The organism is Pseudomonas sp. PS02290 (assembly GCF_029960075.1).
Taxonomy (GTDB): Bacteria; Pseudomonadota; Gammaproteobacteria; order Pseudomonadales; family Pseudomonadaceae; genus Aquipseudomonas.
Genome location: NZ_JASCOY010000025.1, coordinates 39,098 through 59,076 on the forward strand (window position 1 = coordinate 39,098; position 19,979 = coordinate 59,076).

Below are 19,979 nucleotides of genomic sequence, written 5' to 3' on the forward strand. Positions count from 1 at the left end.
TCGGCTGACCGGAATTTTCATGTATGATACGCGCCCCTTTTCGTCGCCTGACAGTCCGAGAACACCCCATGCAGCTTTCTTCGCTCACTGCGGTTTCCCCTGTAGATGGCCGCTACGCCGGCAAAACCCAGGCCCTGCGCCCGATTTTCAGCGAGTACGGCCTGATCCGTTTCCGCGCCCTGGTGGAAGTACGCTGGCTGCAACGCCTGGCGGCTCACCCGCAAATCCCTGAAGTGCCGGCATTCTCCGCCGATGCCAACTCCCTCCTCGATGCCCTGGCTAACGATTTCGCTCTCGAGCATGCCGAGCGCGTGAAAGAGATCGAGCGCACCACCAACCACGACGTCAAGGCCATCGAGTACCTGCTCAAGGAGCAGGCGGCCAAGTTGCCGGAGCTGGCCAAGGTCAGCGAGTTCATCCACTTCGCCTGCACCAGCGAAGACATCAACAACCTGTCCCACGCGCTGATGCTGCGCGAAGGCCGCGACACCGTGCTGCTGCCGTTGATGCGGGAAATCGCCGAGTCGATCCGCGAGCTGGCGATCCGCTTCGCCGCCGTGCCGATGCTCTCGCGCACCCACGGTCAGCCAGCCTCGCCGACCACCCTGGGCAAGGAACTGGCCAACGTCGTTTACCGCCTGGAACGCCAGATCGCTCAAGTCGCTGCCGTGCCGCTGCTGGGCAAGATCAACGGCGCCGTCGGCAACTACAACGCGCACCTGTCGGCCTACCCGGACATCGACTGGGAAGCCAACGCCCGCGCCTTCATCGAAGACGAGCTGGGTCTGGGCTTCAACCCCTACACCACGCAGATCGAGCCGCACGATTACATCGCCGAGCTTTTCGACGCGATCGCCCGTTACAACACGATCCTGATCGACTTCGACCGCGACATCTGGGGCTACATCTCCCTGGGCTATTTCAAGCAGCGCACCATCGCCGGCGAAATCGGCTCGTCGACCATGCCGCACAAGGTCAACCCGATCGACTTCGAAAACTCCGAAGGCAACCTCGGCATCGCCAACGCGCTGTTCCAGCATTTGGCCAGCAAATTGCCAATCTCCCGTTGGCAGCGTGACCTGACGGACTCCACTGTGCTGCGTAACCTCGGCGTGGGCTTCGCTCACAGCGTGATTGCCTACGAAGCCAGCCTGAAAGGCATCGGCAAGCTGGAGCTCAACGAGCAGAAGATCGCCGCCGATCTGGACGCTTGCTGGGAAGTCCTGGCCGAGCCGATCCAGACGGTCATGCGTCGCTACGACATCGAGAACCCGTACGAGAAGCTCAAGGAATTGACGCGCGGCAAGGGCATCGGCCCTGAAGCACTGTTGACCTTCATCGACGGTCTGGACATGCCTGCCGAAGCCAAGGCAGAGCTGAAAAAGCTCACGCCGGCGAACTACATCGGCAACGCCGTGGCGCAAGCCAAGCGCATCTGACCGCACTGCACACGCTCTGAACGCCCGGCTGAGCCGGGCGTTTTTATTCCCGTCGTAAAAACTCGTTTTTTCAATAGGTTACACATGAATCCTGACATCCCTCTTCACCTCCTAGGTGGCATCACAGCGCGCGAGTTCCTGCGTGACTACTGGCAGAAGAAACCTTTGCTGATCCGTCAGGCCATTCCGGATTTCCAGAGCCCGATCGATGCGGACGAACTGGCGGGCCTGGCGCTGGAAGAAGAAGTTGAATCGCGCCTGGTCATCGAGAAAGGCGAGCGCCCGTGGGAGCTGCGCCGCGGCCCGTTCGCCGAAGACGAATTCAGCAAACTGCCGGAGCGTGAGTGGACCTTGCTGGTCCAGGCCGTGGATCAGTTCGTGCCTGAAGTCAGCGAACTGCTGGAAAACTTCCGCTTCCTGCCGAGCTGGCGCATCGATGACGTGATGATCAGCTACGCCGCACCGGGCGGTAGCGTCGGCCCGCATTTCGACAACTACGACGTATTCCTGCTGCAGGGTCACGGCAAGCGTCACTGGCAGATCGGTCAGATGTGCGACGCCGAGAGCCAACTGCTCGAGCACGCCGACCTGCGCATCCTCGCCGACTTCCAGGGTACCGACGAGTGGACGCTGGAACCGGGCGACATGCTCTATCTGCCGCCACGTCTGGCCCACTGCGGCGTCGCCGTGGATGAGTGCCTGACGTACTCGGTGGGCTTCCGCGCGCCAAGCGCCGCTGAAGTGCTGACCCACTTCACGGACTTCCTCAGCCAGTTCATGTCTGAAGAAGAACGCTACACCGATGCCGACGCGCAACCGGTGAGCGATCCGCACCAGATTCAGCGTGATGCCCTCGACCGCCTGAAAGGCTTGCTGGCCGAGCACATGGGTGACGAGCGCCTGTTGCTGACCTGGTTCGGCCAGTTCATGACCGAGCCTCGTTATCCCGAGCTGGTGGTCGGCCCGGAACTGGCCGAGAGCGAGCTGCTCGACAGTCTGGAACAGGGCGCCGTGCTGATCCGCAACCCGAGCGCGCGACTGGCGTGGTCGGAAGTCGACGACGACCTGCTGCTGTTCGCCAGCGGTCAGAGCCGTCTGTTGCCGGGCCATCTGCGCGAACTGTTGAAAATGATCTGTGCAGCCGATGCGCTGCACATCGACAATCTGGGCCAATGGCTGGCAGATGACGATGGACGTAACCTGCTCTGTGAGCTGGTCAAACAAGGAAGTGTGGGGTTTGCTGATGAATAAGATCCACGTACGGGTAGCCGACTGGCAGAAAGACAACGCCGACATTCGGCGCATTCGCGACGCTGTATTCGTGTCGGAACAGTCGGTGCCGCCCGAACTGGAATGGGACTCGGAAGATGCAGACGCTCTGCATTTTCTGGCGCTGGAAGGCGATTACGCCGTGGGCACCGCGCGCCTGTTGCCGGACGGTGAGTTTGGCCGATTGTCCGTGCTGAAAGACTGGCGCGGGCTGAACGTAGGCGAGGCGCTGATCACCGCCATCCTCGCCGAAGCAGAGCGCCGCGGCCTGAAACAGCAGCGGCTCAGCGCTCAGGTTCATGCCACGGCACTCTACGAGCGCTTCGGTTTTAGCGTGGTCAGCGACGAGTTCCTCGAAGCCGGCCTGCCCCACGTGGACATGGTGCGCGACTCGCACTGATTGCCCATTGCTGCACCCGGCGCCCCGGCGTTCGCACCTCAGCTGTCTATGCTGAAACGCGAGCACCGGGGCGTTTTGCTGCCCGCGATTCAACTTGGTGCTGCGCGGGCCGACAAACTGGCAAACTCGTCGTTCAGACGCGCCCCTCGCGGAGACCACATCGATGTCATTACGCACCCTCCTCGCTTCACTGTTGTTGGCTTGCAGCTTCACGGCTTCGGCCGCCACTGAAGTCATCCCCCTGAATTACCGCACCAGCGACGATCTGCTGCCCACCGTAAAGTCGTTTCTGGGCAACGAAGGCAGCGTCAATGCCTATGGCAACAAGCTGATCGTCAACGCCGAACCAGACAAGATCAGCGAACTGCGCGACCTGCTCGGTCAACTCGATACCGCGCCCAAGCGACTCATGATCAGCGTCGACACCAGTGATAGCACGGTCCAGAGCGACCAGGGTTACTCGGTCAATGGCACCGTGCGTTCCCAGGACGGACGCATCAGCGCCGACGGCCGCACGCGCATCCAGAATTACGGCACCGCCAGTCGCGACGGTGGCGTGCAACAGGTTCAGGCCAACGAAGGGACGCCGGCGCTGATTCAGATGGGCCAGAGCGTACCGATCACCACGGTGCAATCCGATGGCTATGGCTACCCGCAGACCAACACGCAGTATCGAAACGTGACCCAGGGCTTCTACGTCACCGCGACGGTCACCGGTGACATCGTCCACCTGAGCATCAGCACCAACAACGACCGCATGAGCCAGCAACAGGCCGACGCGATCAAGGTGCAGAGCACCGACACGCAAGTCAGCGGTCGGCTGGGTGAGTGGATCACGCTGGCCGGCGCCAGCGATCAGTCCCGCGCCGACGAGCATGGCGTCGTCCGACGCTACTCGACACAGGGCAGCAATGACATGCAGCTGCGGGTGAAGGTCGATAGCCTGGATTGAGGGGAACCGCTCGTTATCGCAATGCTAAGCCCAAGGGTGATTTAGCCACTGCACAAAATTGTGGGAGTGAGCTTGCTCACGAAGAGACCGGTGCAGCCAGTGGCTCTCTGGTGGCTGACACAAGGCTTTCGCGAGCAAGCTCGCTCCCACATGGACCGTGGCCATCCGTGCTATTCCGGTTCGATACCGCCAATTATGTAGTGCCCGATTCAGCACTACATCCTGCCTCCATACCGTGACCGCCCAGTATCCACGCTGACTTCCCCTTCTCAGCACTCACACGCCTGAAACTGACCGACAGGTCGTATTAGACAAAGGATGTAGTGCTCTCATAAAAGCACTACAAAGTGTTTGACGAGGCAAAATCGGCGAGGCATGATGGCCTCGCTCCCGCTGATCGGAGGTCGTGCAGAACGCCTCCTGATCGCGCTCGAACTCAGCATGTTCGTGCCGATTAGCGTCATTTCCGCCCAAAAGGCAGCTTCATCGCCTCATCATCCTGATGGCGAAAAAATCTGACTGAGAATCCATGCTTTCCGATTCAGTGAGCAGCCATCAGTGCGCCTTGAAGAAATCCGGCGCCGGCGAAGCAAGGAGCTTCACCTCAAGACCCACAACACCAAGCAACGAGGTTTACCCCATGGCACTGACACGCGAACAACAAATTGCAGCCATCGAGAAAGACTGGGCCGAGAATCCACGCTGGAAAGGCGTAACCCGCACCTACTCCGCTGCTGACGTCGTCCGCCTGCGTGGCTCGGTTCAGCCTGAACACACGTTTGCAAAGCTGGGCGCTGACAAGCTGTGGAACCTGGTGACCCAGGGCGCCAAGCCGTCCTTCCGACCCGACAAGGATTTCGTCAACTGCATGGGCGCCCTCACCGGCGGTCAGGCCGTGCAGCAAGTCAAAGCCGGCATCCAGGCGATTTACCTGTCTGGCTGGCAAGTCGCGGCGGACAACAACTCCGCCGAATCGATGTACCCCGATCAGTCGCTGTACCCGGTGGACTCGGTGCCAACCGTGGTCAAGCGCATCAATAACTCGTTCCGCCGTGCTGACCAGATCCAATGGAAAGCCGGCAAGAACCCGGGCGACGAAGGCTATATCGATTACTTCGCGCCGATCGTGGCCGACGCCGAAGCCGGTTTCGGCGGCGTGCTTAACGCCTACGAACTGATGAAGAGCATGATCGAGGCAGGCGCTGCCGGCGTGCACTTCGAAGACCAACTGGCGTCCGTGAAGAAATGCGGTCACATGGGCGGCAAGGTGCTGGTTCCCACCCAGGAAGCCGTACAGAAACTGGTGGCTGCCCGCCTGGCGGCTGACGTTGCCGGCGTGCCGACCATCATTCTGGCGCGTACCGATGCCAACGCCGCAGACCTGCTGACCTCGGACTGCGACCCGTATGACCAGCCGTTCGTGACCGGCACCCGCACGCCGGAAGGCTTCTACAAAGTACGAGCCGGCCTCGACCAGGCGATTGCCCGCGGCCTGGCGTACGCGCCATATGCCGATCTGATCTGGTGTGAAACCGCCAAGCCGGATCTGGACGAGGCCCGTCGCTTCGCCGAAGCGATCAAAAAGGAATACCCGGATCAGCTGCTGTCCTACAACTGCTCGCCTTCCTTCAACTGGAAGAAGAATCTGGACGACGCGACCATCGCCAAATTCCAGCGCGAGCTGTCGGCAATGGGCTACAAGCATCAGTTCATCACGCTGGCCGGCATCCACAACATGTGGCACAGCATGTTCAACCTGGCGCACGACTACGCCCGCAACGACATGACCGCCTACGTGAAACTGCAAGAACAGGAGTTTGCCGACGCGGCCAAGGGCTACACCTTCGTGGCGCACCAGCAGGAAGTGGGAACCGGCTACTTCGATGACATGACCACGGTCATTCAGGGCGGCAAGTCTTCAGTGACCGCACTGACGGGTTCGACGGAAGAAGAACAGTTCCATTAAGCCACTACGCATTGGGAATTCAGAGGCCGCCTACGGGCGGCTTTCTGATGACAGTGAGGGATTAAACCTACGTTGCTGGTCAACTATTAACGATAGACAACTCAAATCAGCGTCTAAAAGTTAATTAACCACACACTCAATAACCGTCTTCCTCTCCCGGCTAATTAAACGGGAACTTCGTCACGTTCCAGTGACACACATCAAACCCAGCCGCCAAATGATATTTATTATCATTTAAGTCAGGTCGAACTGTCGCCGCGCCGTAAGAAACATATTTCTCCAAACCCTCTTCGATGCCCGTCCCCGCTGGGGCTAAGCATGAAAACCGTGACCTATCTCATTAATCCTGCGAATAAATTTGATGCAGAAAATTTACTTGCCCTCCTTTTGCACATAAAATCCCGGAATTGATCGCACTGCGACATATCGTCACTGCTTCTACTTCTTTTCCAAGCCCAGAGACCTTTGCTCTCTGTTAAGGACTGCCAGCATGCCCGACTCGACAGGATTGATTGCCCACAATTGGGGCTTCGCCGTGTTTCTCCTTGGTGTCGTCGGCCTCTGCGCCTTCATGCTCGGTCTCTCCAGCCTGCTGGGCTCCAAAGCCTGGGGCCGCAGCAAAAACGAACCGTTCGAATCCGGCATGCTGCCCACCGGTGGCGCCCGTCTGCGGCTCTCGGCAAAATTCTATCTGGTCGCGATGCTCTTCGTGATTTTCGACATTGAAGCCCTCTTTCTGTACGCCTGGTCTGTGTCCGTCCGCGAAAGCGGCTGGACCGGCTTCGCCGAAGCGCTCGTTTTCATAGCAATTCTGTTGGCAGGTCTTGTCTACCTATGGCGGGTAGGGGCGCTCGATTGGGCTCCCGTTGGTCGTCGTAACCGGCAGGCGAAGCTAAAACAATGAGGCTTTGGCAATGCAATATAATCTCACCAGGATCGACCCGGATGCTCCTAACGAGCAGTACCCCATCGGCGAACGCGAAGTCGTTTCCGATCCGTTAGAAGACCAAGTCCACAAAAACATCTACATGGGCAAGCTCGAAGACGTGCTGAATGGCGCGGTCAACTGGGGTCGCAAGAACTCCCTTTGGCCGTACAACTTCGGCCTGTCGTGCTGCTATGTGGAAATGACCACCGCCTTCACGGCGCCCCACGACATCGCGCGCTTCGGCGCCGAAGTGATCCGGGCATCGCCGCGCCAAGCGGATTTCATGGTCATCGCCGGCACCCCGTTTCTGAAGATGGCCCCGATCATCCAGCGCCTCTATGAGCAAATGCTGGAGCCCAAGTGGGTCATCTCCATGGGCGCATGTGCCAACTCCGGTGGCATGTATGACATCTATTCCGTGGTTCAGGGCGTGGATAAATTCCTCCCTGTGGATGTTTACGTGCCCGGCTGCCCGCCCCGTCCAGAGGCATTTCTGCAAGGCTTGATGCTGTTGCAGGAATCCATTGGCCAGGAGCGTCGTCCCCTTTCCTGGGTCGTCGGTGATCAGGGCGTTTATCGCGCCGAGATGCCGTCGCAGAAGGAACAGCGCCGCGAACAGCGTATTGCGGTGACCAACCTGCGCAGCCCCGACGAAGTCTGATCCAGTTTTTCTTTTACAAAAAGAAGCCTGAACCTGGGTTCATTCTGTACGTTGACCGATAGCGATCGAGACCTATGACTGCAGACACCGCTCTGTACATCCCGCCTCACAAGGCTGACGACCAAGAGGTCGTCGTTGAACTCCATAACCGTTTTGGCGCTGAAGCCTTCAGCGCCCAGTCCACCGTCACTGGCATGCCCGTGCTGTGGGTGCAACGTGCGCGGCTGATCGAAATCCTGACCTTCCTGCGTCAGATGCCCAAGCCGTACGTGATGCTGTACGACCTGCACGGCGTCGACGAGCGCCTGCGCACCAAGCGCCGTGGCCTGCCGGACGCCGACTTCACCGTGTTCTATCACTTGATGTCGATAGAACGTAACAGCGACGTCATGATCAAGGTCGCGCTGTCCGAAAGCGACCTGAGCATGCCGACCGTGACCGGCATCTGGCCGAACGCCAACTGGTACGAGCGTGAAGTCTGGGACATGTTCGGGATCGACTTCCCGGGCCACCCGCACCTGACCCGCATCATGATGCCGCCGACCTGGGAAGGTCATCCGCTGCGCAAGGACTTCCCGGCCCGCGCCACCGAGTTCGACCCCTACAGCCTGACGCTGGCCAAGCAGCAACTGGAAGAGGAAGCCGCGCGTTTCCGTCCGGAAGACTGGGGCATGAAGCGTTCCGGCACCAACGAGGACTACATGTTCCTCAACCTGGGCCCGAACCACCCTTCGGCCCACGGTGCGTTCCGCATCATCCTGCAGCTGGACGGCGAAGAGATCGTCGACTGCGTGCCGGACATCGGTTACCACCACCGTGGTGCCGAGAAAATGGCCGAGCGCCAGTCCTGGCACAGCTACATTCCGTACACCGACCGCATCGATTACCTCGGCGGCGTGATGAATAACCTGCCGTACGTGCTCTCGGTCGAGAAACTGGCCGGGATCACCGTGCCGGATCGGGTCAACGTCATCCGCATCATGATGTCCGAGTTCTTCCGCATCACCAGCCACCTGCTGTTCCTGGGGACGTACATCCAGGACGTCGGCGCCATGACCCCGGTGTTCTTCACATTCACCGACCGTCAGCGCGCCTACACCGTGATCGAAGCCGTCACCGGTTTCCGTCTGCACCCGGCCTGGTTCCGCATCGGCGGTGTCGCCCACGACCTGCCGCGCGGCTGGGAAAAACTGGTCAAGGATTTCATCGACTGGATGCCCAAGCGTCTCGACGAGTACACCAAGGCGGCGCTGCAGAACAGCATCCTCAAGGGTCGTACCGTGGGCGTCGCTGCGTACAACACCAAGGAAGCGCTGGAATGGGGCGTCACCGGGCCTAGCCTGCGCGCGACCGGTCTGGACTTCGACCTGCGCAAGGCGCGTCCGTATTCGGGTTACGAGAACTTCGAATTCGAAGTGCCCCTGGCCCACGACGGCGACGCCTACGATCGCTGCATGGTCCGCGTCGAAGAGATGCGTCAGAGCCTGAAAATCATCGAGCAGTGCATGCGCAACATGCCGGCCGGCCCGTACAAGGCGGATCACCCGCTGACCACGCCGCCGCCAAAAGAACGCACCCTGCAGCACATCGAAACCCTGATCACCCACTTCCTGCAGGTTTCGTGGGGCCCGGTCATGCCGGCCAACGAATCCTTCCAGATGATCGAAGCGACCAAGGGCATCAACAGTTATTACCTGACGAGCGACGGCGGCACCATGAGCTACCGTACCCGGATTCGCACCCCAAGCTACCCGCACCTGCAGCAGATCCCTTCGGTGATCAAAGGCAGCATGGTCGCGGACTTGATTGCGTACCTGGGTAGTATCGATTTCGTTATGGCCGACGTGGACCGCTAAGCATGAACAGCACGCTTATCCAGACAGACCGTTTCGCCCTGAGCGAATCCGAGCGCTCGGCCATCGAGCACGAAATGCATCACTACGAGGACCCGCGCGCGGCGTCCATCGAAGCCCTGAAGATTGTTCAGAAGGAACGCGGCTGGGTGCCGGACGGCGCCATCTACGCCATCGGCGAAGTGCTGGGCATCCCTGCCAGCGACGTTGAAGGCGTGGCGACGTTCTATAGCCAGATCTTCCGTCAGCCGGTAGGCCGCCACATCATTCGCGTCTGCAACAGCATGGTCTGTTTCATCGCCGGTCACGAAGACATCGTCAGCGAGATTCAGAGCACGCTGGGCATCGGCCTGGGTCAGACCACCACCGACGGTCGTTTCACGTTGCTGCCGGCCTGCTGCCTGGGCAACTGCGACAAGGCGCCGGCGGTCATGATCGACGACGACACTTTCGGCAATCTACAGCCTGCGGGCGTCGCCCCGCTGCTGGAGGGTTACGTATGACCATCACTTCCTTCGGCCCCGCCAACCTCATCACCCGCGCTCCGGAAACCCATCCGCTGACCTGGCGTCTGCGCGATGACGGCGAGCCGGTGTGGCTCGACGAATACCAGAAGAAAGACGGTTACGCAGCGGCGCGCAAAGCGTTCGCCACGCTGTCGCCTGACGAAATCGTTCAGGCCGTCAAAGACTCCGGCCTCAAGGGTCGCGGCGGCGCAGGCTTCCCCACGGGCGTGAAGTGGGGGCTGATGCCCAAAGACGAATCCATGAACATCCGTTACCTGCTGTGTAACGCCGATGAAATGGAGCCGAACACCTGGAAGGACCGCATGCTGATGGAGCAACAGCCCCATCTGCTGATCGAAGGCATGCTGATCAGTGCACGCGCGCTGAAGGCCTACCGCGGTTACATCTTCCTGCGCGGCGAGTACACCACTGCGGCCGTGCACCTGCGCCGTGCGGTAAAAGAAGCCGAAGCGGCCGGCCTGCTGGGCAAGAACATCCTCGGCAGCGGTTTTGATTTCGAGCTGATCGTGCACACCGGCGCAGGGCGTTACATCTGCGGCGAAGAAACCGCACTGATCAACTCCCTCGAAGGCCGTCGCGCCAACCCGCGTTCCAAGCCACCCTTCCCTGCCGCCGTTGGCGTATGGGGCAAGCCGACCTGCGTGAACAACGTCGAGACGCTGTGCAACGTGCCGGCCATCGTCAACAACGGCAACGACTGGTACAAGTCCCTCGCCCGCGAAGGCAGCGAAGACCACGGCACCAAGCTGATGGGTTTCTCCGGCAAGGTGAAGAACCCCGGCCTGTGGGAATTGCCATTCGGCCTGCCTGCCCGCGAGCTGTTCGAAGACTACGCCGGCGGCATGCGCGACGGCTTCAAGCTCAAGTGCTGGCAGCCCGGCGGCGCCGGTACCGGCTTCCTGTTGCCGGAACACCTCGACTGCCAGTTCTACGCCGGCGGCGTGGCCAAGGTCGGCACCCGGATGGGGACCGGTCTGGCGATGGCGGTGGACGACAAGGTCAACATGGTGTCGCTGCTGCGCAACATGGAAGAGTTCTTCGCCCAGGAGTCGTGCGGGTTCTGCACGCCGTGCCGCGATGGCTTGCCGTGGAGCGTGAAGATGCTGCGCGCCCTCGAAAACGGTCAGGGTCAACCGGGCGATATCGAGACGCTGCTGGGGTTGGTCAACTTCCTCGGCCCAGGCAAAACCTTCTGCGCCCACGCACCGGGCGCCGTGGAACCTCTGGGCAGCGCGATCAAGTACTTCCGGCCGGAATTCGAGGCAGGCATCGCACCGACACGTGCGGGCGACCTCAATCAGGTCATCAGTCCGACCATGGTCGGCGCATAACACGATAAACGGTCGGCGGCTCACAAGGCCGCCTTCCCTGCATCCGACGACGCCGCGAGGCTGTTTGAGTCGGATGGCACCGAGATTCCATTAGCCACGCCCGCTGACACCGGGCCAACGAAGAACTTTGAACCATGGCCACTATCCACGTAGACGGCAAAGCGCTCGAAGTCGATGGCGCAGACAACCTGTTACAGGCGTGTCTGTCGCTGGGCCTCGACATCCCTTATTTCTGCTGGCATCCGGCACTTGGCAGTGTTGGCGCCTGTCGCCAGTGCGCGGTCAAGCAGTACACCGACGAGAACGACACCCGTGGTCGTATCGTCATGTCCTGCATGACGCCCGCCACTGACAACACCTGGATTTCCATCGAAGACGACGAATCCAAGGCGTTTCGCGCCAGCGTCGTCGAATGGCTGATGACCAACCACCCGCACGACTGTCCGGTCTGCGAGGAAGGCGGTCACTGTCATTTGCAGGACATGACGGTGATGACCGGCCACAACGAGCGCCGCTATCGCTTCACCAAGCGTACTCACCAGAACCAGGAGCTGGGGCCGTTCATCGCACACGAGATGAACCGCTGCATCGCCTGCTATCGCTGCGTTCGCTTCTATAAGGACTACGCCGGCGGCACTGACCTCGGCGTGTTTGGCGCCCACGACAACGTGTACTTCGGTCGCGTCGAAGACGGCACCCTGGAAAGCGAATTCTCCGGCAACCTCACCGAGGTCTGCCCGACCGGTGTATTCACCGACAAGACCCACTCCGAGCGCTACAACCGGAAATGGGACATGCAGTTTTCGCCGAGCATCTGCCACGGCTGCTCAAGCGGATGCAACATCAGCCCGGGCGAACGTTATGGCGAAATCCGCCGTATCGAAAACCGCTACAACGGTTCGGTGAACCAGTATTTCCTCTGCGACCGTGGCCGTTTCGGTTATGGCTACGTCAACCGCACGGACCGTCCGCGCCAGCCGCTGGCCGAAGGCATCAAGCTGGGCCTGGACGCTGCGCTGGATAAAGCGGCTGACCTGCTGCGCGGGCGCAACATCGTCGGCATCGGTTCGCCCCGCGCCAGCCTGGAAAGCAACTTCGCCCTGCGCGAACTGGTCGGCGCCGAGCATTTCTACTCGGGCATCGAAGCCGGTGAGCTGGAGCGTCTGCGCCTGATCGCCCAAGTGCTGAAAGACAGCCCGCTGCCGATCCCGACCTTGCGTGAAGTCGAAGAGCACGACGCCGTGTTCATCCTTGGCGAAGACGTCACCCAGACCGCTGCGCGCATGGCCCTCGGCTTGCGTCAGTCGGTGAAGAACAAAGCCGAAGACATGGCCGCTGCGATGAAAGTCCAGCCATGGCTTGACGCTGCGGTGAAGAACATCGGTCAGCACGAGTTGAACCCTCTGTTCATCGCCAGCCTCACCGACACCCGCCTCGACGACATCGCCGAAGAGTGCGTGCACGCGGCGCCTGACGACCTGGCGCGCATCGGTTTCGCGGTGGCCCACGCCATCGACCCGAGCGCTCCGGCCGTTGTTGGCTTGGACAGCGAAGCGCTGGAACTGGCCGAGCGCATTGCCACCGCGTTGCTTGACGCCAAGCGCCCACTGATCGTCTCCGGCGCCTCGCTGGGTTCGAACGCGCTGATCGAAGCCGCGGCGAACATCGCCAAAGCCTTGAAGCTGCGCGACAAGCAGGGTTCGCTGAGCCTGATCGTGCCGGAAGCCAACAGCATGGGCCTGACCCTGTTCGGTGGCGACTCGGTGGACGCTGCGCTGCAGGCCGTGATTTCCGGCCAGGCCGACGCCATCGTCGTGCTGGAAAACGATCTGTTCACCCGCGTTGATGCCGCCACGGTCGAGGCTGCATTGAAGGCCGCGAAAGTGGTGATCGTTGCTGATCACCAGAAGACTGCGACCACCGACCGCGCGCACCTGGTGCTCCCGGCTGCGAGCTTTGCCGAAGGTGACGGTACGCTGGTCAGCCAGGAAGGCCGCGCCCAGCGCTTCTTCCAAGTCTTTGATCCAACTTACCTGGACGCAAGCATTCTGGTTCACGAAGGCTGGCGCTGGCTGCATGCCCTGCGCGCTACCCTGTTGAATCAGCCGGTTGACTGGACTCAGCTCGATCACGTCACTGCAGCCTGCGCCGCCAGCAATCCGCAACTGGCCGGCATCGTCGGTGCTGCGCCGTCTGCTGCGTTCCGCATCAAGGGCCTGAAACTGGCTCGCGAGCCGCTGCGTTACAGCGGCCGGACCGCCATGCGCGCCAATATCAGCGTCCACGAACCGCGTACGCCGCAGGACAAAGACACTGCGTTCGCGTTCTCGATGGAAGGTTACTCGGGCTCTGCCGAACCCCGCTCCCAGGTGCCGTTCGCCTGGTCGCCGGGCTGGAACTCGCCACAGGCGTGGAACAAGTTCCAGGACGAAGTCGGTGGTCACCTGCGTGCCGGCGATCCGGGCGTGCGCCTGATCGAAAGCAGCGGCGACAAGCTGGGCTGGTTCGCCAATGTCCCGCGTGCCTTCTCCCCTGCACAAGGAACCTGGCAGGTCGTGCCGTTCTATCACCTGTTCGGCAGCGAGGAGACTTCCTCCAAAGCCGCGCCGGTTCAAGAGCGCATTCCTCAGGCGTATGTGGCGCTGGCCAAGTCCGAAGCGGACCGTCTGGGCGTCAACGACGGCGCACTGCTGAGCCTGAGCGTTGCCGGACAGACGCTACGTCTGCCGCTGCGCATCAGTGAAGAACTGGGCGCAGGCCTGGTGGCACTGCCGTCCGGTCTGGCGGGCATTCCTCCGGCGTTGTTCGGCAAAACCGTCGACGCACTGCAGGAGGCCGCTCAATGACCTGGTTCACCCCTGAAGTGATCGACTCGATCATCGCCGTCGTCAAGGCCATCGTGGTGCTGCTCGCCGTGGTGGTCTGCGGCGCGCTGCTCAGCTTCGTCGAACGTCGTCTGCTGGGCTGGTGGCAGGACCGTTACGGTCCGAACCGCGTCGGTCCGTTCGGCATGTTCCAGATCGCCGCCGACATGCTGAAGATGTTCTTTAAAGAGGACTGGAACCCGCCCTTCGTCGACCGGGTGATCTTCACCCTGGCGCCGGTGGTGGCCATGAGCGCGCTGTTGATCGCGTTCTCGGTCATCCCGGTGACCCAGACCTGGGTAGTCGCCGACCTGAACATCGGTCTGCTGTTCTTCTTCGCCATGGCCGGTCTGTCGGTCTATGCGGTGCTGTTCGCCGGTTGGTCATCGAACAACAAGTACGCCCTGCTGGGCAGCTTGCGTGCCTCGGCGCAGACCGTGTCGTACGAAGTGTTCCTCGGCCTGTCACTGATGGGCATCGTGGTGCAGGTCGGTTCGTTCAACATGGGAGACATCGTCAAGTACCAGGCCGATCACCTGTGGTTCATCATTCCGCAGTTCTTCGGCTTCTGTACCTTCTTCATCGCTGGCGTCGCCGTGACTCACCGTCACCCGTTCGACCAGCCGGAAGCGGAACAGGAACTGGCCGACGGTTACCACATTGAATACGCCGGCATGAAATGGGGCATGTTCTTCGTCGGTGAGTACATCGGCATCATCCTGATCTCGGCGCTGCTGGTGACCCTGTTCTTCGGTGGCTGGCATGGTCCGTTCGATATCCTGCCGCAACTGTCGTTCATGTGGTTTGCCCTGAAAACCGCGTTCTTCATCATGCTGTTCATCCTGTTGCGTGCTTCGATCCCTCGTCCGCGTTATGACCAGGTGATGGATTTCAGCTGGAAGTTCTGCTTGCCACTGACCCTGATCAATTTGCTGGTGACCGCTGCGGTCGTCCTGGCGGCTCAGTGAGGATTTGACCCATGTTCAAATATATTGGCGACATCGTTAAGGGTACGGGTACCCAGCTGCGCAGCTTGATCATGGTCTTCGGCCATGGCTTCCGTAAGCGTGACACCCTGCAATATCCGGAAGAGCAGGTCTATCTGCCGCCCCGCTACCGTGGCCGCATCGTCCTGACCCGCGACCCCGACGGCGAAGAGCGCTGCGTGGCGTGCAACCTGTGCGCCGTGGCGTGCCCGGTGGGTTGCATCTCGCTGCAGAAGGCCGAGACCGACGACGGTCGTTGGTACCCGGAGTTCTTCCGCATCAATTTCTCGCGTTGCATCTTCTGCGGCATGTGTGAGGAAGCTTGCCCGACCACCGCGATCCAGCTGACACCGGATTTCGAGATGGCCGAGTTCAAACGTCAGGATCTGGTGTACGAGAAGGAAGATCTGCTGATCTCCGGCCCCGGCAAGAACCCTGATTACAACTTCTACCGCGTTGCGGGGATGGCCATCGCCGGCAAGCCGAAAGGCGATGCCCAGAACGAAGCCCAGCCCATCAACGTCAAGAGCTTGCTGCCTTAAGGAAGAAAGATGGAATTCGCTTTCTATTTCGCATCCGGCATCGCTGTGGTGGCCACCCTTCGGGTGATCACCAACACAAACCCGGTGCACGCCCTGCTCTACCTGATCATTTCGCTGATCGCCGTGGCCATGACGTTCTTCAGTCTCGGTGCACCGTTTGCCGGTGCCCTGGAAGTCATCGCTTACGCGGGCGCCATCATGGTGCTGTTCGTCTTCGTGGTGATGATGCTGAACCTGGGCCCGGCCTCGGTTCAACAAGAACGCGCCTGGCTCAAACCCGGCATCTGGCTCGGCCCGATGCTTCTGGGCGGCCTGCTCATGGCGGAGTTGATTTACGTGCTGTTTGCCAACTCCACCGGCGCTTCCATCGGTCACACCACGGTGGACGCCAAAGCCGTCGGCATCAGCCTGTTCGGCCCTTACCTGCTGGTTGTCGAACTCGCCTCGATGCTGCTGCTTGCGGCAGCCGTGACGGCGTTCCATGTCGGCCGCAACGAGGCGAAGGAGTAAAGCCATGAACTCAGCAATCCCTCTGGAACATGGTCTGGCGGTCGCCGGCATCCTGTTCTGCCTCGGCCTGGCGGGCCTGTTGGTACGCCGCAACATTCTGTTCGTGTTGATGAGCCTGGAAATCATGATGAACGCAGCCGCGCTGGCCTTTGTGGTCGCGGGCAGCCGTTGGGCACAGCCTGACGGCCAGATCATGTTCATTCTGGTGATCAGCCTTGCCGCAGCCGAGGCCAGCATTGGCCTGGCGATTCTGCTGCAACTGTATCGCCGCTTCCACACGCTCGATATCGACGCTGCCAGCGAGATGCGCGGATGAACCTACTCTTTCTGACTTTCGTATTCCCCCTGATCGGTTTCCTGCTGCTGTCGTTTTCGCGCGGTAAATGGTCGGAAAACCTTTCAGCCCTGATCGGCGTGGGCTCCATTGGCCTGTCGGCCATCGTGGCCGCGTATGTGATCTTCCAGTTCAACGTCTCACCACCCGAAGGCGGTCACCTGACCATGGTGCTGTGGCGCTGGATGTCAGTGGACGGCTTCGAACCCAACTTCGCCCTGTATGTCGATGGCCTGTCCATCACCATGCTCGGTGTGGTGGTCGGCGTCGGCTTCCTGATTCACCTGTTCGCCTCGTGGTACATGCGCGGTGAAGACGGCTATTCGCGCTTCTTCGCCTACACCAACCTGTTCATTGCCAGCATGTTGTTTCTGATCCTGGGCGACAACCTGCTGTTCATCTACTTCGGTTGGGAAGGCGTGGGCCTGTGCTCGTACCTGTTGATCGGTTTCTATTACAGCAACCGCAACAACGGCAACGCGGCACTGAAAGCCTTCATCGTGACCCGCATCGGCGACGTGTTCATGGCCATCGGCCTGTTCATCCTGTTCCAGCAGCTGGGCACGCTGAACATTCAGGAACTGCTCGTTCGTGCACCACAGCACTTCAAGGTCGGTGATTTCTGGATCGTTCTGGCCACACTGATGCTGCTGGGCGGCGCTGTCGGTAAATCCGCGCAACTGCCGCTGCAAACCTGGCTGGCGGATGCGATGGCCGGTCCTACTCCGGTGTCGGCACTGATCCACGCCGCCACCATGGTGACCGCGGGCGTTTACCTGATCGCGCGGACCCACGGCCTGTTCATCCTCGCTCCGGACATCCTGCATCTGGTCGGCATCGTCGGGGGCGTGACCCTGGTACTGGCGGGTTTCGCCGCACTGGTGCAGACCGACATCAAACGTATCCTCGCCTACTCGACCATGAGCCAGATCGGCTACATGTTCCTGGCGCTGGGCGTGGGTGCATGGGACGGCGCGATTTTCCACCTGATGACCCACGCCTTTTTCAAGGCGCTGCTGTTCCTCGCGTCCGGCGCGGTGATCGTTGCCTGCCATCACGAGCAGAACATCTTCAAGATGGGCGGCCTGTGGAAGAAGCTGCCACTGGCCTACGCCAGCTTCATCGTCGGCGGCGCGGCGTTGTCGGCCCTGCCATTGGTCACGGCGGGTTTCTACTCCAAGGACGAAATCCTTTGGGAAGCGTTCGCCAGCGGTCATCAGTACCTGCTTTATGCCGGTCTGGTCGGTGCGTTCATGACCTCGCTGTACACCTTCCGCCTGATCTTCATCGCCTTCCACGGCGAAGCGAAGACCGAAGCCCACGCCGGTCACGGGATTTCCCACTGGTTGCCGCTGGGTGTGCTGATCGTGCTGTCGACGTTCATTGGCGCCTGGATTCATCCGCCACTGGCCGGCGTGCTGCCGGAAAGCGCGGGTCATGCGGGTGGCGAAGCCAAGCACAGCCTGGAAATCGCCTCGGGCGCCATCGCTCTGGCCGGTATCCTGCTGGCGGCGGTGCTGTTCCTCGGCAAGCGTCGTCTGGCCACGGCCATCGCCAACAGCGGTCCGGGTCGTTTCCTGTCCGCATGGTGGTTCGCGGCGTGGGGCTTCGACTGGGTGTATGACGTGCTGTTCGTCAAACCTTACCTGGCGATCAGCCGCCTGCTGCGTGGCGACCCGCTCGACCACACAATCGGCCTGATTCCGCGTCTGGTCAAAGCTGGCAACGGCTTGATGACCCGCACCGAAACCGGTCAGCTCCGTTGGTACGCCGCTTCGATCGCCGCAGGTGCCGTACTGGTACTCGGCGCGATTGTGCTGGTCTGATGAGTCGAACTGACATGAACCTTGCGACTTTGCGAAAGGAATTGAGCCCGTCATGATTCTGCCCTGGCTAATCCTGATCCCCTTCATCGGCGGCCTGCTGTGCTGGCAAGGTGAGCGCTTCGGCCCTACCCTGCCGCGCTGGATTGCGCTGTTGACCATGTCTCTCGAGACGATTCTGGGCCTGTGGGTCTGGAGCACCGGTACGTTTACCTACGCTCCAGTTCCGGGCGCCGATCCGACCTGGGCCCTTGAATTCAAGCTCCAGTGGATTCAGCGCTTCGGCATCAGCGTTCATCTGGCCCTCGATGGCCTGTCCCTGCTGATGATTCTGCTGACCGGCCTGCTGGGTATCCTCTCGGTACTCTGCTCGTGGAAAGAGATTCAACGTAACGTCGGCTTTTTCCACCTGAACCTGATGTGGATCCTGGGCGGTGTCGTCGGCGTGTTCCTCGCCATCGACCTGTTCATGTTCTTCTTCTTCTGGGAAATGATGCTGGTGCCGATGTACTTCCTCATCGCGCTCTGGGGTCACAGCTCGGCGGACGGCAAGAAGACGCGGATCTACGCAGCGACCAAGTTCTTCATCTTCACTCAGGCCAGCGGCCTGATTATGTTGGTGGCGATCCTGGGTCTGGTACTGGTGCACTTCAACCAGACCGGCGTGATCACCTTCGGCTACGCGGACCTGCTGAAAACCAAGCTGTCCCACGGCACCGAATACATCCTGATGCTGGGTTTCTTCATCGCGTTCGCGGTGAAGCTGCCGATCGTGCCGCTGCACTCCTGGTTGCCTGACGCTCACGCCCAGGCGCCGACCGCAGGTTCCGTGGACCTGGCGGGCATCCTGCTGAAGACCGCTGCGTATGGTCTGCTGCGTTTTGCGCTGCCGCTGTTCCCAAATGCGTCGGCCGAGTTCGCGCCGATCGCCATGGTGCTGGGCCTGATCGGTATCTTCTACGGTGCTTTCCTCGCCTTCGCCCAGACCGACATCAAGCGCCTGATCGCGTTTTCCAGCGTTTCGCACATGGGCTTCGTGCTGATCGGCATCTACTCCGGTAGCCAGCAGGCGCTGCAAGGCGTCGTCGTGCAGATGCTCGCTCACGGTCTGTCGGCCGCCGCGCTGTTTATCCTCAGCGGCCAGTTGTACGAGCGTCTGCACACCCGCGACATGCGCGAAATGGGTGGCCTGTGGAGCAAGATCGCGTACCTGCCGGCCATCAGCCTGTTCTTCGCCGCTGCGTCGCTGGGCCTGCCAGGCACCGGTAACTTCGTCGGTGAATTCCTGATCCTGATCGGCAGCTTTGTCAGCGCGCCGTGGATTACCGCCATCGCTACATCCGGTCTGGTGTTCGGTTCTGTCTACTCGCTGATCATGATCCACCGCGCCTACTTCGGCCCGGCCAAGTCCGACGCGGTCTACAAAGGCATGGACGGTCGGGAATTGATCATGGTGCTGGGTCTGGCGGTGTTGTTGATTCTGCTGGGCGTGTACCCGCAACCGATCCTCGACACATCCTCGGCGACCATGCATGGCGTGCAGCAATGGCTCGGCACCGCCTTCACTCAACTCGCTTCGGCCCGGTAAGAGCGC

At 60.9% G+C, this 19,979-nt stretch carries 17 protein-coding genes; all 17 read left to right on the forward strand.

What is annotated here, in order from left to right:
- Nucleotides 1-68 precede the first annotated feature (68 nt).
- The 17 genes from purB to nuoM all read left to right on the forward strand — a co-directional run bounded on the left by purB (nucleotide 69) and on the right by nuoM (nucleotide 19,973).
- Entirely contained in the window at nucleotides 69-1,439 is a 1,371-nt protein-coding gene (purB, locus tag QMX88_RS13495; protein ID WP_282370060.1) for an adenylosuccinate lyase, read from the forward strand.
- Between the two features lie 84 nt (nucleotides 1,440-1,523).
- The gene (locus QMX88_RS13500; protein WP_282370062.1) at nucleotides 1,524-2,690 is read left to right on the forward strand and encodes a ribosomal protein uL16 3-hydroxylase; all 1,167 of its coding nucleotides are present in this window, start codon (nucleotides 1,524-1,526) and stop codon (nucleotides 2,688-2,690) included.
- Nucleotides 2,683-3,108 carry a GNAT family N-acetyltransferase gene (locus QMX88_RS13505; RefSeq protein WP_282370064.1) on the forward strand — a complete coding sequence of 142 codons (426 nt, stop codon included), beginning with the start codon at nucleotides 2,683-2,685 and terminating at the stop codon, nucleotides 3,106-3,108. The genes QMX88_RS13500 and QMX88_RS13505 overlap by 8 nt, the downstream gene beginning before the upstream one ends.
- Before the next feature lie 163 nt (nucleotides 3,109-3,271).
- Nucleotides 3,272-4,060: a secretin N-terminal domain-containing protein gene (locus QMX88_RS13510; protein ID WP_282370065.1), complete on the forward strand. Its 789-nt coding sequence runs from the start codon at nucleotides 3,272-3,274 to the stop codon at nucleotides 4,058-4,060.
- 640 nt (nucleotides 4,061-4,700) lie between these two features.
- Complete coding sequence (aceA, locus tag QMX88_RS13515) at nucleotides 4,701-6,026, forward strand: isocitrate lyase (RefSeq protein WP_122625266.1); 1,326 nt, start codon at nucleotides 4,701-4,703, stop codon at nucleotides 6,024-6,026.
- A 490-nt stretch (nucleotides 6,027-6,516) separates the two neighbouring features.
- The gene (locus QMX88_RS13520) at nucleotides 6,517-6,930 is read left to right on the forward strand and encodes an NADH-quinone oxidoreductase subunit A (RefSeq protein ID WP_037008823.1); all 414 of its coding nucleotides are present in this window, start codon (nucleotides 6,517-6,519) and stop codon (nucleotides 6,928-6,930) included.
- 10 nt (nucleotides 6,931-6,940) lie between these two features.
- Nucleotides 6,941-7,615, forward strand: a complete 675-nt coding sequence (locus QMX88_RS13525; RefSeq protein ID WP_065989126.1) for a NuoB/complex I 20 kDa subunit family protein — start codon at nucleotides 6,941-6,943, stop codon at nucleotides 7,613-7,615.
- 74 nt (nucleotides 7,616-7,689) lie between these two features.
- The gene (nuoC, locus tag QMX88_RS13530) at nucleotides 7,690-9,471 is read left to right on the forward strand and encodes an NADH-quinone oxidoreductase subunit C/D (protein WP_122536330.1); all 1,782 of its coding nucleotides are present in this window, start codon (nucleotides 7,690-7,692) and stop codon (nucleotides 9,469-9,471) included.
- Nucleotides 9,472-9,473: 2 nt separating this feature from the next.
- Complete coding sequence (gene nuoE / locus QMX88_RS13535; RefSeq protein ID WP_282370081.1) at nucleotides 9,474-9,971, forward strand: NADH-quinone oxidoreductase subunit NuoE; 498 nt, start codon at nucleotides 9,474-9,476, stop codon at nucleotides 9,969-9,971.
- Nucleotides 9,968-11,326 carry an NADH-quinone oxidoreductase subunit NuoF gene (gene nuoF / locus QMX88_RS13540; RefSeq protein WP_192174847.1) on the forward strand — a complete coding sequence of 453 codons (1,359 nt, stop codon included), beginning with the start codon at nucleotides 9,968-9,970 and terminating at the stop codon, nucleotides 11,324-11,326. The genes nuoE and nuoF overlap by 4 nt, the downstream gene beginning before the upstream one ends.
- Nucleotides 11,327-11,460: 134 nt before the next feature.
- Nucleotides 11,461-14,172 (forward strand): NADH-quinone oxidoreductase subunit NuoG, encoded by a 2,712-nt coding sequence (gene nuoG / locus QMX88_RS13545; protein WP_282370084.1) that lies wholly within the window; start codon nucleotides 11,461-11,463, stop codon nucleotides 14,170-14,172.
- Nucleotides 14,169-15,158, forward strand: a complete 990-nt coding sequence (gene nuoH, locus QMX88_RS13550; RefSeq protein WP_037008811.1) for an NADH-quinone oxidoreductase subunit NuoH — start codon at nucleotides 14,169-14,171, stop codon at nucleotides 15,156-15,158. The genes nuoG and nuoH overlap by 4 nt, the downstream gene beginning before the upstream one ends.
- 11 nt (nucleotides 15,159-15,169) lie before the next feature.
- Nucleotides 15,170-15,718: an NADH-quinone oxidoreductase subunit NuoI gene (nuoI, locus tag QMX88_RS13555; RefSeq protein WP_037008808.1), complete on the forward strand. Its 549-nt coding sequence runs from the start codon at nucleotides 15,170-15,172 to the stop codon at nucleotides 15,716-15,718.
- 9 nt (nucleotides 15,719-15,727) lie between these two features.
- Nucleotides 15,728-16,228: an NADH-quinone oxidoreductase subunit J gene (gene nuoJ / locus QMX88_RS13560; protein WP_282370088.1), complete on the forward strand. Its 501-nt coding sequence runs from the start codon at nucleotides 15,728-15,730 to the stop codon at nucleotides 16,226-16,228.
- A gap of 4 nt (nucleotides 16,229-16,232) precedes the next feature.
- Entirely contained in the window at nucleotides 16,233-16,544 is a 312-nt protein-coding gene (gene nuoK / locus QMX88_RS13565) for an NADH-quinone oxidoreductase subunit NuoK (RefSeq protein ID WP_065989117.1), read from the forward strand.
- Entirely contained in the window at nucleotides 16,541-18,388 is a 1,848-nt protein-coding gene (nuoL, locus tag QMX88_RS13570) for an NADH-quinone oxidoreductase subunit L (RefSeq protein WP_172611451.1), read from the forward strand. The genes nuoK and nuoL overlap by 4 nt, the downstream gene beginning before the upstream one ends.
- A 52-nt stretch (nucleotides 18,389-18,440) precedes the next feature.
- The gene (nuoM, locus tag QMX88_RS13575) at nucleotides 18,441-19,973 is read left to right on the forward strand and encodes an NADH-quinone oxidoreductase subunit M (RefSeq protein ID WP_282370096.1); all 1,533 of its coding nucleotides are present in this window, start codon (nucleotides 18,441-18,443) and stop codon (nucleotides 19,971-19,973) included.
- Nucleotides 19,974-19,979 lie beyond the last annotated feature (6 nt).

Excerpts from the sequence above, each read along its gene's own strand:
- purB (WP_282370060.1), top strand. The coding sequence starts at position 69 with ATGCAGCTTTCTTCGCTCACTGCGGTTTCCCCTGTAGATGGCCGCTAC.
- QMX88_RS13500 (WP_282370062.1), top strand. The coding sequence starts at position 1,524 with ATGAATCCTGACATCCCTCTTCACCTCCTAGGTGGCATCACAGCGCGC.
- QMX88_RS13505 (WP_282370064.1), top strand. The coding sequence starts at position 2,683 with ATGAATAAGATCCACGTACGGGTAGCCGACTGGCAGAAAGACAACGCC.
- QMX88_RS13510 (WP_282370065.1), top strand. The coding sequence starts at position 3,272 with ATGTCATTACGCACCCTCCTCGCTTCACTGTTGTTGGCTTGCAGCTTC.
- aceA (WP_122625266.1), top strand. The coding sequence starts at position 4,701 with ATGGCACTGACACGCGAACAACAAATTGCAGCCATCGAGAAAGACTGG.
- QMX88_RS13520 (WP_037008823.1), top strand. The coding sequence starts at position 6,517 with ATGCCCGACTCGACAGGATTGATTGCCCACAATTGGGGCTTCGCCGTG.
- QMX88_RS13525 (WP_065989126.1), top strand. The coding sequence starts at position 6,941 with ATGCAATATAATCTCACCAGGATCGACCCGGATGCTCCTAACGAGCAG.
- nuoC (WP_122536330.1), top strand. The coding sequence starts at position 7,690 with ATGACTGCAGACACCGCTCTGTACATCCCGCCTCACAAGGCTGACGAC.
- nuoE (WP_282370081.1), top strand. The coding sequence starts at position 9,474 with ATGAACAGCACGCTTATCCAGACAGACCGTTTCGCCCTGAGCGAATCC.
- nuoF (WP_192174847.1), top strand. The coding sequence starts at position 9,968 with ATGACCATCACTTCCTTCGGCCCCGCCAACCTCATCACCCGCGCTCCG.
- nuoG (WP_282370084.1), top strand. The coding sequence starts at position 11,461 with ATGGCCACTATCCACGTAGACGGCAAAGCGCTCGAAGTCGATGGCGCA.
- nuoH (WP_037008811.1), top strand. The coding sequence starts at position 14,169 with ATGACCTGGTTCACCCCTGAAGTGATCGACTCGATCATCGCCGTCGTC.
- nuoI (WP_037008808.1), top strand. The coding sequence starts at position 15,170 with ATGTTCAAATATATTGGCGACATCGTTAAGGGTACGGGTACCCAGCTG.
- nuoJ (WP_282370088.1), top strand. The coding sequence starts at position 15,728 with ATGGAATTCGCTTTCTATTTCGCATCCGGCATCGCTGTGGTGGCCACC.
- nuoK (WP_065989117.1), top strand. The coding sequence starts at position 16,233 with ATGAACTCAGCAATCCCTCTGGAACATGGTCTGGCGGTCGCCGGCATC.
- nuoL (WP_172611451.1), top strand. The coding sequence starts at position 16,541 with ATGAACCTACTCTTTCTGACTTTCGTATTCCCCCTGATCGGTTTCCTG.
- nuoM (WP_282370096.1), top strand. The coding sequence starts at position 18,441 with ATGATTCTGCCCTGGCTAATCCTGATCCCCTTCATCGGCGGCCTGCTG.